At 60.6% G+C, this 14818-nt stretch carries 16 protein-coding genes; 12 read left to right on the top strand and 4 right to left on the bottom strand.

Features of this window, described 5'->3' with window-relative positions:
• Positions 1-58: 58 nt before the first annotated feature.
• The 3 genes from PLD_RS08505 (at position 59) to PLD_RS08495 (ending at position 1976) form a co-directional block, all read left to right on the top strand.
• The gene (locus PLD_RS08505) at positions 59-1048 is read left to right on the top strand and encodes a 2-hydroxyacid dehydrogenase (protein ID WP_159891677.1); all 990 of its coding nucleotides are present in this window, start codon (positions 59-61) and stop codon (positions 1046-1048) included.
• A gap of 89 nt (positions 1049-1137) precedes the next feature.
• Positions 1138-1575 carry a hypothetical protein gene (locus PLD_RS08500; protein WP_159891675.1) on the top strand — a complete coding sequence of 146 codons (438 nt, stop codon included), beginning with the start codon at positions 1138-1140 and terminating at the stop codon, positions 1573-1575.
• Entirely contained in the window at positions 1572-1976 is a 405-nt protein-coding gene (locus PLD_RS08495) for an META domain-containing protein (protein ID WP_159891673.1), read from the top strand. The genes PLD_RS08500 and PLD_RS08495 overlap by 4 nt, the downstream gene beginning before the upstream one ends.
• A gap of 50 nt (positions 1977-2026) precedes the next feature.
• Here the strand turns inward: PLD_RS08495 and PLD_RS08490 are convergent, their stop codons facing one another.
• The gene (locus PLD_RS08490) at positions 2027-2491 is read right to left on the bottom strand and encodes a TlpA disulfide reductase family protein (protein ID WP_159891671.1); all 465 of its coding nucleotides are present in this window, start codon (positions 2489-2491) and stop codon (positions 2027-2029) included.
• A 137-nt stretch (positions 2492-2628) separates the two neighbouring features.
• Here PLD_RS08490 and arsC point away from each other — a divergent pair, with 137 nt between their 5' ends.
• From arsC to PLD_RS08455, 7 genes are all read left to right on the top strand, one after another.
• A complete protein-coding gene (gene arsC / locus PLD_RS08485) occupies positions 2629-2982 on the top strand; it encodes an arsenate reductase (glutaredoxin) (RefSeq protein ID WP_159891669.1) in 354 nt (117 codons plus the stop codon).
• Entirely contained in the window at positions 2979-3584 is a 606-nt protein-coding gene (wrbA, locus tag PLD_RS08480) for an NAD(P)H:quinone oxidoreductase (protein WP_159891667.1), read from the top strand. Before arsC ends, wrbA begins: the two co-directional genes overlap by 4 nt.
• On the top strand, positions 3577-3999 hold the full coding sequence (locus PLD_RS08475; protein ID WP_159891665.1) for a DUF2069 domain-containing protein: 423 nt from the start codon (positions 3577-3579) through the stop codon (positions 3997-3999). Before wrbA ends, PLD_RS08475 begins: the two co-directional genes overlap by 8 nt.
• A gap of 113 nt (positions 4000-4112) precedes the next feature.
• The gene (locus tag PLD_RS08470) at positions 4113-4784 is read left to right on the top strand and encodes a DNA-3-methyladenine glycosylase I (RefSeq protein WP_159891663.1); all 672 of its coding nucleotides are present in this window, start codon (positions 4113-4115) and stop codon (positions 4782-4784) included.
• A 561-nt stretch (positions 4785-5345) separates the two neighbouring features.
• The gene (locus PLD_RS08465) at positions 5346-5909 is read left to right on the top strand and encodes a histidine phosphatase family protein (protein WP_256674621.1); all 564 of its coding nucleotides are present in this window, start codon (positions 5346-5348) and stop codon (positions 5907-5909) included.
• 359 nt (positions 5910-6268) lie between these two features.
• Complete coding sequence (gene arnT / locus PLD_RS08460; RefSeq protein WP_159891661.1) at positions 6269-7921, top strand: lipid IV(A) 4-amino-4-deoxy-L-arabinosyltransferase; 1653 nt, start codon at positions 6269-6271, stop codon at positions 7919-7921.
• 126 nt (positions 7922-8047) lie between these two features.
• Positions 8048-9574, top strand: a complete 1527-nt coding sequence (locus tag PLD_RS08455; protein WP_159891659.1) for a glycosyltransferase family 39 protein — start codon at positions 8048-8050, stop codon at positions 9572-9574.
• Between the two features lie 49 nt (positions 9575-9623).
• Here the strand turns inward: PLD_RS08455 and ttcA are convergent, their stop codons facing one another.
• Complete coding sequence (ttcA, locus tag PLD_RS08450) at positions 9624-10448, bottom strand: tRNA 2-thiocytidine(32) synthetase TtcA (protein ID WP_159891657.1); 825 nt, start codon at positions 10446-10448, stop codon at positions 9624-9626.
• 292 nt (positions 10449-10740) lie between these two features.
• Between ttcA and PLD_RS08445 the strand changes: the two genes are divergently transcribed.
• Complete coding sequence (locus PLD_RS08445) at positions 10741-11343, top strand: Yip1 family protein (protein ID WP_159891655.1); 603 nt, start codon at positions 10741-10743, stop codon at positions 11341-11343.
• A gap of 150 nt (positions 11344-11493) precedes the next feature.
• Entirely contained in the window at positions 11494-11988 is a 495-nt protein-coding gene (locus PLD_RS08440) for a SprT family zinc-dependent metalloprotease (protein WP_159891653.1), read from the top strand.
• Between the two features lie 19 nt (positions 11989-12007).
• Here the strand turns inward: PLD_RS08440 and PLD_RS08435 are convergent, their stop codons facing one another.
• Positions 12008-13189 carry a CaiB/BaiF CoA-transferase family protein gene (locus tag PLD_RS08435; RefSeq protein WP_159891651.1) on the bottom strand — a complete coding sequence of 394 codons (1182 nt, stop codon included), beginning with the start codon at positions 13187-13189 and terminating at the stop codon, positions 12008-12010.
• A gap of 148 nt (positions 13190-13337) precedes the next feature.
• Positions 13338-14669, bottom strand: a complete 1332-nt coding sequence (locus PLD_RS08430; RefSeq protein ID WP_159891649.1) for a dicarboxylate/amino acid:cation symporter — start codon at positions 14667-14669, stop codon at positions 13338-13340.
• Between the last annotated feature and the right edge of the window lie 149 nt (positions 14670-14818).

Below are 14818 nucleotides of genomic sequence, written 5' to 3'. Positions count from 1 at the left end.
GGCAAGACGCCCGCACTGCCCAGCCCTCATGCTGGGCGCCCCAAACAAGGATGCACGCATGCGTACGATTCTTTTCAGCAGCCAGAACTACGACCGCGACAGTTTTCTCGGCACCAGCCTGCCACCAGGCATTGAACTGCAGTTCCAGGCCGCCCGCCTGAGCCTGGACACCGTGGCCCTGGCCGAACGTCATGAAGTGGTCTGTGCCTTTATCAACGACGACCTCAGCGCCCCGGTACTGGAACGACTGGCCGCCGGCGGCACCCGCCTGATTGCCCTGCGCTCAGCGGGATACAACCATGTCGACTTGCCCGCCGCCCAGCGCCTGGGGCTGGATGTGGTACGCGTCCCGGCCTATTCACCCCATGCAGTGGCCGAACATGCGGTGGCCCTGATCCTGGCGTTGAATCGCCGCCTGCACCGAGCCTACAACCGCACCCGCGAGGGCGACTTCACCCTGCACGGCCTGACCGGTTTCGACCTGGTGGGCAAGACCGTGGGGATCGTCGGCACCGGGCAGATCGGCGCCACCTTCGCTCGCATCATGGCCGGCTTCGGCTGTCAGTTACTGGCCTACGACCCGTTACCCAACCCTGAGGTCCAGGCCCTGGGCGCGCGCTACCTGAGTCTGCCGCAACTGCTGGCCCAATCGCAGATCATCAGTCTGCATTGCCCGCTTACCGCCGACAGCCGTTACTTGATCAACCAGGACAGCCTGGCGCACATGCAGCCGGGGGCGATGTTGATCAATACCGGTCGCGGTGGCCTGGTGGATACGCCCGCCCTGATCGAAGCCCTGAAAAGCGGCCAACTGGGCTATCTGGGGCTGGATGTCTATGAAGAGGAAGCGCAGCTGTTCTTTGAGGACCGCTCGGACCTGCCCCTGCAGGACGACGTACTGGCCCGACTGCTGACCTTTCCCAACGTGATCGTCACCGCGCACCAGGCATTTCTGACCCACGAAGCCCTGGCAGCCATCGCCGAGACCACCTTGCACAACATCGCCAACTGGGCCGCGGGCCAACCGCAGAATCAGGTCCACGGCTAACCCCCTCACGCCGCCTGATCGAAGGTCGACAGCCCGTAACCTGCGGCGCAGGGGGCCGTGCTAGCATACGCTGCAGATTTGGAGGACCCATGGTCGAACACGATTTCCGCTACAACCTGATGAACCCGCAACACACCCTGATCGAATGCCGCGCCTTGGTGCCGGGACGCTATCAAGTCACCGGCAACGGCGGCTCGATCCGTACCGATGACGTGCTGCTGGTCACCCTTAAAGGCAGCAAGGACTTGTCCATGCGACTGACGGTGGAAACCGTCCGCCATCTGATCAATCCGGTCGGCCAATGGGTCGCCGTGGCCCGTGGTCCGGTGTTCGGCGAGCTGTCGATTCATCAATGGCAGGTCAACTGCGACAGCTGCGCGGCGGAGCTGAATTTCGAATTTGCGGTAGACGCCAAGCTCGGCAACAAGGCCCAGAAGCCTGCAGCCAGCGCGCGAATTGCCGAGTTGGGCTGGACAGGCGAAGGTGAGCGCCACCTCTGCCCGAAATGCCAGCAGGCCAACCAATGAAACGCCTGGCCCTGACTGTGGCACTGGGCGCCGGCCTGATGGGTTGCGCCGCCGAACCCTTGAAGCTGCAGCAAGACCGCAGCTACACCCTGGAGTGGATCGGCGAACGTCCGCTTATCGACTACAGCCACTTGACCATCACCTTGGACGAGGATGGCCGCGCCTACGGCAATGCGGGTTGCAACCACTGGTTCGCGCCGTACACCCTGGACGGCGCCAAGCTCAGTTTCGGCAAGGTGGGTAGCACCCGCAAACTCTGCGCTCCGGCGTTGATGGAACAGGAGCGGCGCTTCATTCAGGCGCTGGAAGCTGTCGAGCGCTGGGATGTCTCGCCCATCGAACAAGTGCGCTTCTGGCCCGCCACCGGCAAACCGTTGCGCTGGTGGCCTGAAGAAGGCTGATAGCACCGCAGGCCATTGAGCCTGCGGCTGCTGCCGCTATCGTGCCCTCCTCAATGACCGCGCAAGGCCTGCAGCTTCTCCTGCACGCCCGCAGCGGTCTGCTCTCCCAGCAATTGCTCACGCACCTTGCCCTGGTCATCGATGATGTAAGTCACCGGCAGCGCTTCGCTGCGTGGCAGATCGAAACGCTCTGCGGGGTTCTGCGCCAGCACGGTGAACGCGATCCCCAGTTTCTCGCTCGCGCTCTTGAGTTCATCGCCCTGCAAGTTATCGAAGTTGACCCCCAATACCGTCGCCGACTGCCCCTTGAGCTGCTCGTTCAAAGTGTTCAGCTCAGGTATTTCAGTACGACACGGCCCGCACCACTCCGCCCAGTAGTTGAGCACCAGCCATTGTTTATCGAGGCGTTCGGCGGCGACTTTCTGGCCATATTGATCGACCCCGTAGTCATTGCCACAGCCGCCCAGCAAAAGGGTTGTGATGATCGCCAATGCCGCTGCCCACTGCCTTGCCATGCTCTGTTTCCTGTGGTGAAAGGTGTTTTAAAAGGACCGCTAACTGCGTGTCGCTGCGACCTATCGACTCTCAAGGTTCAGGAGAGCCCGTCGCGCGGGTAGAATAGCCGCCACCTTACGCAAGATGCGACCCGCACATGACCGATCTGACGCTTTATCACAACCCGCGCTGCTCGAAATCCCGCGGTGCGCTGGAACTTCTGGAACAACGCGGCTTGGCCCCCACCGTAGTCCGCTACCTCGAAACGCCTTTGGACGCCGCCCAACTGCGTAGCCTGCTGGCCAAGCTCGGCATCAGCGCCCGCCAGTTGCTGCGCAGTGGCGAGGATGAGTACAAAAGCCTCAACCTGGCAGACAGCAGCCTCAGTGAAGAGCAACTGATTGCCGCCATCGCCCAGCACCCGAAACTCATGGAACGGCCGATTCTTGAAGCTGGCGACAAGGCCATTATCGGCCGGCCGCCAGAAAACGTGCTGGAGATCCTGCCTTGAGTGCGCCGTACATTCTGGTCCTGTACTACAGCCGCAATGGCTCGACCCACGAAATGGCCAGGCAAATTGCCCGCGGCATCGAGCAGGCGGGCCTGGAAGCCCGGCTGCGCACCGTCCCGGCGATTTCCACCGAGTGCGAAGCCGTGGCGCCAAGCATCCCTGAAAGTGGCGCGCTGTACGCCAGCCTTGACGACCTCAAGCATTGCTCGGGCCTGGTTCTGGGCAGCCCCACGCGCTTCGGCAACATGGCCGCGCCCTTGAAGTACTTTCTCGACGGCACCAGCAACTTGTGGCTGACCGGCGCTTTGGTGGGCAAACCCGCGGGCTTGTTCACCTCCACCGCCAGCCTGCATGGCGGCCAGGAATCCACCCTGATGTCGATGATGCTGCCCTTGCTGCACCACGGCATGCTGATCACCGGCTTGCCCTACAGCGAATCGGCGCTGCTGGAAACCAGCGGTGGCGGCACGCCTTACGGCGCCAGCCATCATGCCGGCGCAGACGGCAAGCGCCCGCTGGACGAGCATGAAATCGCTCTGTGCCGGGCCTTGGGCCTGCGCCTGGCGAACACCGCCCAGCAACTGGAGAACGGCCGTGGCTAAGAAGCCGAAAGTCCTGCCGACGGAACAATGGCTGGAACCTCGCGTTCGCTTGATGCGGGTTGTCGCGCTGCTGTGTTTTTTCGGCCTGGTGGGCCTGTTGTGCACCTATTACCTGTTGCTGGCCGACCTGCACGGCGCGCGCCCCTGGGTAATCCTGCTGATCGAACTGGTGCCTCTGCTCCTGATGGCGCCCGGCATGCTCAGCGGCAGCGCCCGTGGACACGCGTGGATGTGCTTCGTGGTCAATCTGTACTTCATCAAGGGGGCTCTGGCCGCCTACGACCCGAATCGCCACGGGTTCGGGTTGCTGGAGATGTTCGCCAGCCTTGCGCTGTTCTCCTCGGCGCTGCTGTACGTGCGCTGGCGCTTCCAGCTCAATCGTCGGCTCGCTGGCGAAGGCGCCCCCCCGGCCTGATCCTCACCCCCAACCCGATCCCCGGAGCACGCGGCAGGCTCCGGGGAACTTGTATCGGCATTTCGCGCCCCAACCTTGCGCAACAGACACTCCCGAACCCACCCGGAGCAGGCATGCACGACTACAAATGGCTGAATGAATACTGTCTCAACCGCTTCGGTTCCGCCGCAGCCCTGCAAGCCCAACTGCCGACTCCGGCCAGTGCTGAGTACCTGCGCTCACTGAGCGCCGATCGTTATCTGTCGACCCTGGCGCTGCGGGTGTTTCGCGCCGGGCTGAAGCACAGCCTAGTGGATGCCAAATGGCCGGCGTTCGAGCAGGTGTTCTTCGGCTTCGACCCCGACAAGGTGGTACTGATGGGCGCCGAACACCTGGAACGGCTGATGCAGGACACGCGAATCATTCGCCACCTGGGCAAGCTCAAAAGCGTCCCGCGTAACGCCCAGATGATCCTCGACGTGGAAAAACAGCACGGCAGTTTCGGCGCCTTCATTGCCGACTGGCCGGCTCAGGACATCACCGGGCTCTGGCAGTACCTGGCCAAGCACGGTAACCAGATGGGCGGCCTCTCAGCCCCACGCTTCCTGCGCATGGTGGGCAAGGACACCTTCATTCCGACCTGGGATGTGGTGGCCGCACTCAATGCTCAAAACATCATCGACAAGGTACCCAGCAGCAAGCGTGACCAGGCCCTGGTACAAGAGGTGTTCAACCAGTGGCAGCAAGAAAGCGGCCGCCCGCTGTGTCAGCTTTCGGCCATGCTGGCCTACACGGTCAATCACTGAGCCCCCACGCATCGACCTCGCTTTGCCCCCTCGCCAACACGACTTCTGCCCTGAACACGGGCAGCGAGCAACCGCTCGCCCCAGGCTGAGTACCGGCCAACAAAGCTGACAATTAGCTGAACTAAACACGCAAAGTTCAGCGCTTTGTTTATTTCTCCAATGCATTTCCTCGCCCTATTACTTACGAGAAGAAAGATCAGTAATCAGTTGATATCAGACTGCTTCAGTCTGATAAAAATCACTCAACAAACCGTGAAACTGAAGCAACGCTGTCAATTTAATAAATACAGGTTTCGCGCCCATTCGTTTTTTTCACATTGCTTTCACCATTCGCCCACCTGAGTCGATTTAAGTTGGCGGTCTATGACGGCATGAGTGTCGCTACTCAGGTATCGGCCTGCTTTAAAGCACGACGCCCAAACCGGATAAACAACCTTTCAAAAACACATTCAGGTAATCGATGTGCCCAAGCGTGTGCAAGCCGGACCTCAGGCCCATGCCGCCAGAACGCCCCGCTCCAGGAAGGTCGCCTTCAGTACCATCGCCTGCGTCTTGATCATTGTGGTCTGCGGCTTTGCACTATGGCCCGGCACACCGCTGGATCTGGGTATTGGTCACCCGTTGAGACGCACGCAGGTCTATCAGCGTTGGCAAGCGGGCGAGGTCATCGTTCTGGTGCGTCATGCCGAGCGCTGCGACCGCTCCGCCCACCCCTGCCTGGGCCCTGCGGATGGCATCACCCGGCTCGGCGATCAGACCGCAAGCTCTCTGGGCCAAGCCTTTCGCACGATCGGCATGCAACATACCGATGTTCTCAGCAGCCCCCTGACACGGACCCTGCAGACCGCGCAATCGATGTTTAACCAGCCAGCCACAACCCGAGACTGGCTGGTCAATTGCGGAGCGAACTTTCCAGCCCGGATCAAGGCTCAAAAACGTCAGGGCCGCAACCTGATCCTGGTGACCCACAGCGCCTGCATCAGCAATCTGGAAAGTCAGCTAGGCTTCAGCCATGCGGTGGCCAGTGAGTACACCAGTTCATTATTCGTCACCCTGAGAGCCGACGGTCAACTGAAAATACTGGGCATCATCAATGCCAAGAACTGGCCGCAGGCTCTCAAATGAATTACTGGCCATCAATAACTATTTTTAACAACTAAACAACAGATTTGAACCAGAAAAGAGACAAACTAAACACCTAATATCCAATGGACTTTATTGGCCTCTTTACTATTAGCTCTCGAACACGAGCATTATCGAAAATATTCCCAAACACAACGCCGCCACCCCTGCAGCAAAGTGCAAGAGCCCAAAAACTCATGCGTTGCCAGCGGGATCACTTAGCACCGAACCCGGACCAAGCCACTTGCCTCCGGCATTGCGAAACTGACTTAGAGGACAGAAATGCATCGCACTTTACTCACTCCGCTGATGGAACAAGCAATACGCCTTCAGGCTGCACAGTGCGTGGGAGTAACAACGGTATGATTCAGCGCTGGGGATTGCCATTTCTGCTGCTGGCCTTCGGCCTCTTCTACCTGTTGCCACTGACCACCCACGGTTTGTGGATTCCCGATGAAACCCGCTATGCGCAAATCAGTCAGGAAATGCTGCTCAACGGGGATTGGATCGCTCCGCACTTCATGGGCATCCGCTACTTTGAGAAGCCCGTAGCGGGCTATTGGATGATTGCCATCGGCCAGGCGATGTTTGGCGACAATCTGTTCGGGGTACGCATCGCCTCGGCCGTCAGCACCGGCCTGAGCGTGCTATTGGCTTACCTGATCACCCGTCGGATGTGGAACGACCCGCGCAAAAGCTTCGCCGCGGCTCTGCTCTACATGAGCTTTGGTCTGATCGCCGGGCAAGCCGGGTACTCCAACCTCGACCCGCAGTTCACCTTGTGGGTCAACCTGAGCCTGGTGGCACTGTGGTTCGCTCTGGACAGTCGCACCATGCGCAGCCGTTTACTGGCCTGGGCGGCGCTGGGGGCAGCCTGCGGCATGGGGTTCATGACCAAAGGCTTCCTCGCCTGGCTGTTGCCGGTACTGATCGCCGTGCCTTACATGCTCTGGCAACGTCGCTTCGGCGAGTTGTGGCGTTACGGGCCGGTGGCGGTACTGGTGGCGGTCGGCATCAGCCTGCCCTGGATACTGAGCATTCACGCCCACGAACCCGACTTCTGGCGCTTTTTCTTCTGGCATGAACACATCCGACGCTTTGCTGCCGAAAATGCCCAACATACCCGTCCCTGGTGGTTCTACTTGCCTCTGCTGGTGGTCTCTTGCCTGCCCTGGACGGCGTTGCTGCCAGGCACCTTTATCCAGGCCTGGAAGGACAAACGACAAGCAGCCACTGCGTTCCTGTTGTTGTGGTGCCTGCTGCCGCTGGTGTTTTTCAGCCTAAGCCGCGGCAAGCTGCCGACTTACATCATGCCGTGCCTGTTGCCACTGGCCGTGCTCATGGGCAGCACCCTGATCGACCGTATCAACAACCTGCAGAGTCGTGCCATTCGCCTCAACAGCCTGCTCAACCTGCTGATCGGCGTGACAACGATGGGGGTGCTGCTGGTGATGCAGCTCACTCGCCCGATCTATGGGCACAGCGAGATGCTCAGCCTGTCGCTGGTGTTCATCATGCTGATGGGCTGGATCATCGCCAACCTGCTGCCGGCCTCCAAACCGCTGCACTATTGGGCAACTCCGGCCCTGGGCATCTGGCTGCTGGTGGCCCTGCTGCCTGCAGGCATGCCCGGGCTGATCGTGTACAACCAGATGCCGGACCAGTTCATCAAGGAACACCTGGAAGAGCTCAAGCAGACTCGGACCCTGCTGAGCAACGATCTGGGGGCCGCCTCAGCCTTGGCCTGGCGCCTGCAACGGCCGCAGGTGTCGCTGTACAACACCGAGGGCGAATTGAAATATGGCCTGGCTTATCCTGATTCGGCGCAGCGCAAGGTGAGCATGACCGAGGTCGGACAATGGATGACCGAGGCACGCAAGCTGGGCTCGGTAGGCGTGGTCATGCGGGTCAAGAGCGTGGTGGAAAATGAGGAAGTCGCGTTGCTGCCGCCCGGCGGCAAGCGCTATGAAGAAGGCAACCTGCTGATCCTGATCCTGCCACAGAGCCAACCCTGAGCCCGTTGCGGCACTGACGCTTGAATCAGCCTCAGCGCGGACTGCGGTCGGCGCTGAGGCTTTTCAGGCACGCCTGAACTATCGATACCGACGACTCTTTCAGCCTGACCTTTGGGACTCTCGCCCATGAATGTCCTCCACAACGAACGCCGGGCGTTGATCCTGCTCCTCGGTGTCTCGGCCTTGATCCTGTTGCTGGGCCTGGGCTCCCGCGAGCTGTGGGGACCCGAAACCCGCTGGGCCAACATCGCCCTGCAGATGCTGCAGAGCGGTGATTACTTCGACCCTTATCTCAAGGGCGGCCCCTACTACGACAAACCGCTGCCGTCCTATTGGCTGATCACCGCCAGTGCCTGGCTCATGGGCGGACTGGGGCACTGGTCGCTGCGCCTGTCGTCGGTACTCGCGGCTTGGCTGAGCATCTGGCTGGTGTACCTGATCGGCGAACGCCTGTTCGATAAAGGCACCGGGCTGATCGCCGGCTGGATGCTGGCCACGACCTTCTACTTTGCCTTCTGGGCCCGGGTGGCCACCGCCGACATCCTCACGGTATGTGGCGTATTGGCCGCTGTGTGGTGGTATTGGCGAGGCCCGGAAGATACACGCCTGACTCGCTACACGGGGTTCTTCCTGCTGCTGGCGGCCACGTCACTGCTCAAGGGGCTGATCGGCTTTGTCTTGCCGGGGCTGATCCTGTTGCCGCACCTACTGAGCCGGGGGCGCTGGAAACGCCACCTCAATCCACGCCTGTGCCTGGCGTTGCTGATGGCTGCCCTGCTGTACATGGTGCCGTTCGTGCTCTCGCACCTGTACGGCGCCCCGACCTACGGTGAAAGCGGCCTGTACCTGGTCTTCCGGGAAAACGTGGTGCGCTTCTTCAACCCCTTCGATCATCAGGGGCCGCTGTATACCTACCTGATCTACCTGCCGGCCTATACCTTGCCCTGGGCGCCCTGCTGGGTACTCGGCCTATGGGTAGCGGCGCGTCACTGGCGCCAGCTACAACCCAATGAGCGCTGGCTGGTCTGGGCCCTGGGCCTGTTGCTCCTGTTCTTCACCGCCAGCGGCAGTCGCCGCAGCTATTACGTCTTGCCACTGGTGCCATTCGCCCAACTTTTGGCGGCCTGGTGGCTGAATCGGCATCTGCGGCAACGGCGGGCCAGAGGCCAGCCGAGCGAGCGACGCTGGACCATCGGTGTTGCCAGCGCCGCGGTGGTTGTGTTGTTGGTGCTGGGAGTGGCCTATCCCTGGAGCAATGGCGGCGGCGGGGTGATTCAGTTCAGCGCTCAGGTCAAAGCCGCAGCGGGCCGAATCGCCCCGTGGAATCAATGGCGCATGGTCATGATCGAGGTGGATAACAAACTGCCGATGTACCTGCAGAATCAAGGTCAGCCGTTCTACTACGTGCCGCAAACCGAGGACTTCCCTCGCACGGGCGACAGCGCCATGTTCATGGCTTGGCTGGAGCAACGCAGCGGACAGCACTGGGATCCGCAACGCACCTTGATCGTTGTGCCGCAAAGCGACCCTGCATCACAGATGCTCAAATACCTGGGCCTAGATCATCAGGTGATCCGCACCCAGCCCACCAATGGAGAGCGACTGGCCAAGAAAGCCGCCGAAGGCAGCGTGGCCTTCATCCCTCGCGCTTGAAGTCTTGCCTGCGTCACCGCCAACCCAGGCAAGGCTCAATGCCAGTGGATCAGAGGTTTACCAGATTGACGAAACGCGGCGTGGCGCTGTCGTCGATACGCAGGCTGGTGAAGTCGAACAGGTTGCGATCCGCCAGTTGCGAGGGCACCACATTTTGCAGTCCCCGGAAAATGCTCTCGGTACGCCCCGGGCTCTTGCGCTCCCACTCCTGAAGCATTTCCTTGACCACCTGACGCTGCAGGTTCTCCTGGGAGCCGCAGAGGTTGCACGGGATGATCGGGAATTGCTTGAAGTCGGAATACGCCTGGATGTCCTTCTCGCTGCAATAGGCCAGCGGCCGGATCACTACGTTACGTCCGTCGTCGGCCAGCAGCTTGGGCGGCATGGCCTTGAGCGAGCCGTTGTAGAACATGTTGAGAAAGAAGGTCTCGACGATGTCGTCGCGGTGGTGACCGAGGGCCATCTTGGTGGCGCCGATCTCGTCGGCAAAGGTGTACAAGGTCCCGCGGCGCAGGCGTGAGCACAGCGAGCAAGTGGTCTTGCCTTCCGGGATCAGTTCCTTGACCACCGAGTAGGTGTCCTTCTCAACGATGTGGTACTCGATCCCCAACTCCTTGAGGTAGGCCGGCAGTACATGCTCGGGGAAACCAGGTTGCTTCTGGTCCATGTTCACCGCGACGATCTCGAACTTGATCGGCGCCACCTTCTGCAGGTGCAGCAGCACATCGAGCATGGTGTAGCTGTCCTTGCCGCCGGACAGGCAGACCATGACCTTGTCGCCCTCTTCGATCATGTTGAAATCGGCGACTGCTTCGCCCGCCAGCCGGCGAAGGCGTTTCTGCAGTTTGTTCTGGTTGACCGTAAGAGTGCCCATGGCGCTTGAAATCCGCGAAATGTGTGACGAAAAGCCGAACATTTTACGCAAAAACCGTGGCCCTGCGAAAGCGCCGCCGAGCAATGGCTACAGGCCACTCGGCAACAGAAAAGCTGGCGATTAATCCAGGGATTTACAGCGCAATTTGCTCTAAAGGTGCGCACATCTAGTGAGAACTCCTCCCTATACTGCGACATAAGGTCGCATTCATATCTGGACCTACACTGACTTTGCCAGTTGGCTGTAAGCGCTCCGTTGGGGGGCGATGGCAACAACGCAGGAGTGACTGACCATGATTCATCATGTCGTAGGACTCTTCACCCACCCCGATCAGGAATGGCAAGAAATACGTGGCGATGCCGAGGAAAGCATCAGTCACATGTACCTCACCCACACGCTGATTCTGGCGGCCATCCCCGCCATCTCGGCCTTTATCGGCACCACCCAGGTCGGCTGGGTCATCGGCAACCGTGCGCCGGTGATGCTGACCATGGAAAGCGCTTTATGGATGACCATCATGTCGTACCTGGCCATGCTCGGCGGCGTGGCGGTAATGGGGGCCTTCATTCACTGGATGGCCCGCACCTATGATGCCAGTCCGAGCCTGGCGCGCTGTGTAGCCTTCGCCACCTACACCGCGACACCGCTGTTCGTCGGCGGCCTGGCGGCGCTGTATCCACACATGTGGCTGGGGATGATCGTCGGCACGGCGGCCATCTGCTACACGGTTTACCTGCTCTACGTCGGGCTGCCGACCTTCATGAACATCCCGTCGGACGAGGGGTTCCTGTTTTCCAGCTCAGTCTTGGCCGTGGGACTGGTGGTACTGGTGGCGATCATGGCGTTCACCGTGATTGTCTGGGGCCTGGGCGTCGGCCCCGTGTATACCAACTGACGCCGCCCTATAATAATCCTCTGTCTGCCAACACTGGCCGCCGCAAGGCGGCCTTCTTAATGGCCGTGACCCAACCACCATTTCGCGCCTGAACGATTCGGATTCGCCGGTCTTTGCGGCATACTCAGCCACTCTGGAGAGCCGTTAAGCATGCCCGAGCAACTCAATACCCGCGTCGAAGACTGTTTCCTACTCGCTGAATCCTTTTTCAAACGCCCTTTCAAACGCCCGGTGGTCAGCCTCAAGTTGCGTGGCCAGAAAGCCGGCGTCGCGCACTTGCATGAAAACCTGCTGCGCTTCAATCCGCAGTTGTACCGGGAAAACAGCGAAGACTTTCTCAAGCAGACCGTGGCTCACGAAGTCGCGCACCTGATCGCCCATCAGTTGTTCGGCGAGCGCATTCAGCCCCATGGCGAGGAATGGCAGTTGATCATGCGTGGGGTCTACGAACTGCCGCCCAACCGCTGTCACACCTATGCAATCAAACGTCGCAGCGCCACCCGCTACATCTACCGCTGCCCCTGCGTCGACAGCGATTTTGCGTTCTCTGCCCAGCGCCACAAGCTGGTGGCCCAAGGGCGTCGCTATTTGTGTCGACGTTGTCGGCAGACGCTGGTTTACAGCGGAGAAACCCGGGTCGAATAACACCCCGCAAGCGCCCCCTCTAGGCGATTACCCGGTCACGTCGCAGCGACTCGATACGCTCGGCACTGTAGCCCAGCTCCGTCAACACTTGTTCGGAGTGCGCCCCCAGCCTGGCGCCGATATGCCGCGGTTCGGGCAAGCCTTCGGAGAACTTCAACGGGCAGGCCATCTGTGGCTGGAGGCTGCCATCGTCGCGCGGCACCTGGCTGACCACCCGCCGCGCCTGCAACTGCGGATGCTGCACCGCCTCGGCCAGGCTTAGCACCGGTTCGACACAGGCATCGAGCCCGGCAAACAACTGGCAAAGCTGCGCGAAATCACGCTTTTCGAACTCGATCTGCAAGGCCAGCTTAAGGGCCTGTTGCTGCTCGGGCACAGGCGACAAGCCCTGAGCCGCCAACTCCGGCCGCCCCAACGCCTGACACAGTTGCTGCATGAACACCGGCTCCAGGCTCCCCACGGACAACCAGCGCCCATCGCGGCTGCGGTAGTAGTCATAAAAGCTGCCGCCATTGAGCATTTGCTGCTCCATGTGCGGCTCCACCCCACAGGCCAGGTAACCGGCGCCGGCCATGGCGTTCAGGCTGAACACACAGTCGGTCATGCTCACATCCAGATGCTGCCCCTGACCGCTGTGCTGACGGGCGATGACCGCCGCCAACAGACCGATCACCCCATGCAAGGAGCCGCCAGCGATGTCCGCGGCCTGGATACCCAGAGGCACAGGCCCCTGGTCCCGGCGCCCGGCCTGGCTGGCCAGCCCAGCCAGCGCCAGGTAGTTGATGTCATGCCCGGCGCGGTCCTTGTAGGGCCCGGTCTGTCCATAACCGGTAATGGAGACATAAATCAGCCGCGGATTGATCACCTTCAGCGCCTCGTAGCCCAAGCCCAGGCGCTCCATCACCCCCGGGCGGAACTGCTCGAGGACGATGTCGTAGTCCTGAACCAATTGCCGCACCACCTCCAGCGCCTCGGGACGCTTGAGGTCCAGGGCCAGACTGCGCTTGTTGCGATTGAGATAGGCGTGACTGGCGGAGACCCCATGGTCGTGGGGCGGCAGCAGCCGCAGCAGGTCCATGCGGGTCGGCGACTCGATACGCAGCACCTCGGCGCCCATATCTGCCAGCAACAGTGAGGCGAAGGGCCCCGGCAACAGGGTGGAAAAATCCAGTACCTTGAGTGACGCCAACGGCCCTTGCATGTGCCCTCTCCTCTTGATCGACTGCAACCAGAGTAGGCAGCCGCGAGCGCCGCAACAATTACCACAACGCTCAGCCAGACTGACCGTTGCGCTCAAACGCCCGGCGATAAAAAACCCGCCGAAGCGGGTTTCTTATCGTGAGCACAACTTACTTGATACTCGGTGCCGGACCTTCGGCCACACCCAGGTCATCGGTTTCGCGGGTATCGATAATCGACCGCCCCCCCGAAGCCAACTCGGCCTGCAGTTGATCTTCATCCAGTTCCTTGACCCACTTGGCGACCACCACGGTGGCCACGGCGTTGCCCACCAGGTTGGTCAGGGCACGGGCTTCGGACATGAAGCGATCGATCCCGAGGATCAGCGCCAGGCCTGCCACCGGCAGGTGACCCACCGCCGACAGGGTTGCCGCCAGGACGATGAAGCCACTGCCAGTCACGCCAGCCGCGCCTTTGGAGGACAGCAACAGCACCAGCAGCAAGGTGATCTGGTGAGTGATGTCCATGTGGGTGTCAGTGGCCTGGGCGATGAACACCGCGGCCATGGTCAGGTAGATCGAAGTACCGTCGAGGTTGAAGGAGTAACCGGTTGGAATCACCAGGCCGACCACCGACTTCTTCGCCCCCAGGCGCTCCATCTTGATCAGCATGCGTGGCAAGGCCGATTCCGAGGACGAAGTGCCCAGCACGATCAGCAGCTCTTCACGGATGTAGCGGATCAGCTTGATCACGCTGAAGCCGTGAGCGCGGCAGATAGAGCCCAGCACCAACAGCACGAACAGCACGCAGGTGATGTAGAAGCAGATCATCAACTGGCCCAGTTGCACCAGGGAGCCTACGCCGTAGGCACCGATGGTGAAGGCCATAGCGCCCAGCGCACCCAGGGGTGCCAGCTTCATGATCATGTTGATGATGTTGAACATCACGTGGGCAAAACGGTCAATGAAATCCAGCACCGGCCGGCCGTAGTCACCCAGGCGATGCAAGGCAAAACCAAAGATCACCGAGAACATCAGCACCTGCAGGATATCGCCGTTGGCGAAGGCACCGACAATGGTCGAGGGGATGACGTTGAGGATGAAGCCAACGATGCTCTGATCCTTGCCTGCGGTCACGTAGGCGGCGACTTTCGAGGCATCCAGGGTCGAAACATCGATGTGCATGCCGGCCCCCGGCTGCAACACGTTGACCACCACCAGACCAATCAGCAGGGCAATGGTGGAAACCACTTCAAAATACAGCAGCGCGTAGCCACCGGTCTTGCCCACCGACTTCATGTTCTGCATGCCAGCAATACCGCTGACCACGGTGCAGAAAATGATCGGGGCAATGACCATCTTGATCAGTTTGATGAAGCCGTCACCCAGCGGCTTCAAGGCCACGCCGGCCTGAGGGTAGAAGTGACCGAGCAGGATGCCGATGGCGATGGCAACGATCACCTGGAAATACAGGGATTTGTACAGTGGCTGACGAGTCGTCATTGCAAGTTTCCTCAAGAGCCCCGGCATACAGCGTCCGTCGATGCATGCGGTGCCTAAAGTGCGAACCCTCCTGCACTGGAGGGATTTGTTGTGTCGAGCTGCGTGCTGGCAGATCTATTGGCTCTATCGCAAGGCCCGTGCCACCTTGT

The sequence above is a fragment of the Pseudomonas sp. LD120 genome (genome assembly GCF_009861525.1).
Lineage (GTDB): Bacteria > Pseudomonadota > Gammaproteobacteria > Pseudomonadales > Pseudomonadaceae > Aquipseudomonas.
The sequence above is the reverse complement of the archived record's forward strand: the minus strand, read 5'-3'. Positions and strand labels throughout refer to the sequence as shown.

Bases quoted from the DNA above. Each gene is read 5' to 3' on its own strand.
- PLD_RS08505 (WP_159891677.1), top strand. From the start codon at position 59: ATGCGTACGATTCTTTTCAGCAGCCAGAACTACGACCGCGACAGTTTT.
- PLD_RS08500 (WP_159891675.1), top strand. From the start codon at position 1,138: ATGGTCGAACACGATTTCCGCTACAACCTGATGAACCCGCAACACACC.
- PLD_RS08495 (WP_159891673.1), top strand. From the start codon at position 1,572: ATGAAACGCCTGGCCCTGACTGTGGCACTGGGCGCCGGCCTGATGGGT.
- PLD_RS08490 (WP_159891671.1), bottom strand. From the start codon at position 2,491: ATGGCAAGGCAGTGGGCAGCGGCATTGGCGATCATCACAACCCTTTTG.
- arsC (WP_159891669.1), top strand. From the start codon at position 2,629: ATGACCGATCTGACGCTTTATCACAACCCGCGCTGCTCGAAATCCCGC.
- PLD_RS08470 (WP_159891663.1), top strand. From the start codon at position 4,113: ATGCACGACTACAAATGGCTGAATGAATACTGTCTCAACCGCTTCGGT.
- arnT (WP_159891661.1), top strand. From the start codon at position 6,269: ATGATTCAGCGCTGGGGATTGCCATTTCTGCTGCTGGCCTTCGGCCTC.
- PLD_RS08455 (WP_159891659.1), top strand. From the start codon at position 8,048: ATGAATGTCCTCCACAACGAACGCCGGGCGTTGATCCTGCTCCTCGGT.
- ttcA (WP_159891657.1), bottom strand. From the start codon at position 10,448: ATGGGCACTCTTACGGTCAACCAGAACAAACTGCAGAAACGCCTTCGC.
- PLD_RS08445 (WP_159891655.1), top strand. From the start codon at position 10,741: ATGATTCATCATGTCGTAGGACTCTTCACCCACCCCGATCAGGAATGG.
- PLD_RS08440 (WP_159891653.1), top strand. From the start codon at position 11,494: ATGCCCGAGCAACTCAATACCCGCGTCGAAGACTGTTTCCTACTCGCT.
- PLD_RS08435 (WP_159891651.1), bottom strand. From the start codon at position 13,189: ATGCAAGGGCCGTTGGCGTCACTCAAGGTACTGGATTTTTCCACCCTG.
- PLD_RS08430 (WP_159891649.1), bottom strand. From the start codon at position 14,669: ATGACGACTCGTCAGCCACTGTACAAATCCCTGTATTTCCAGGTGATC.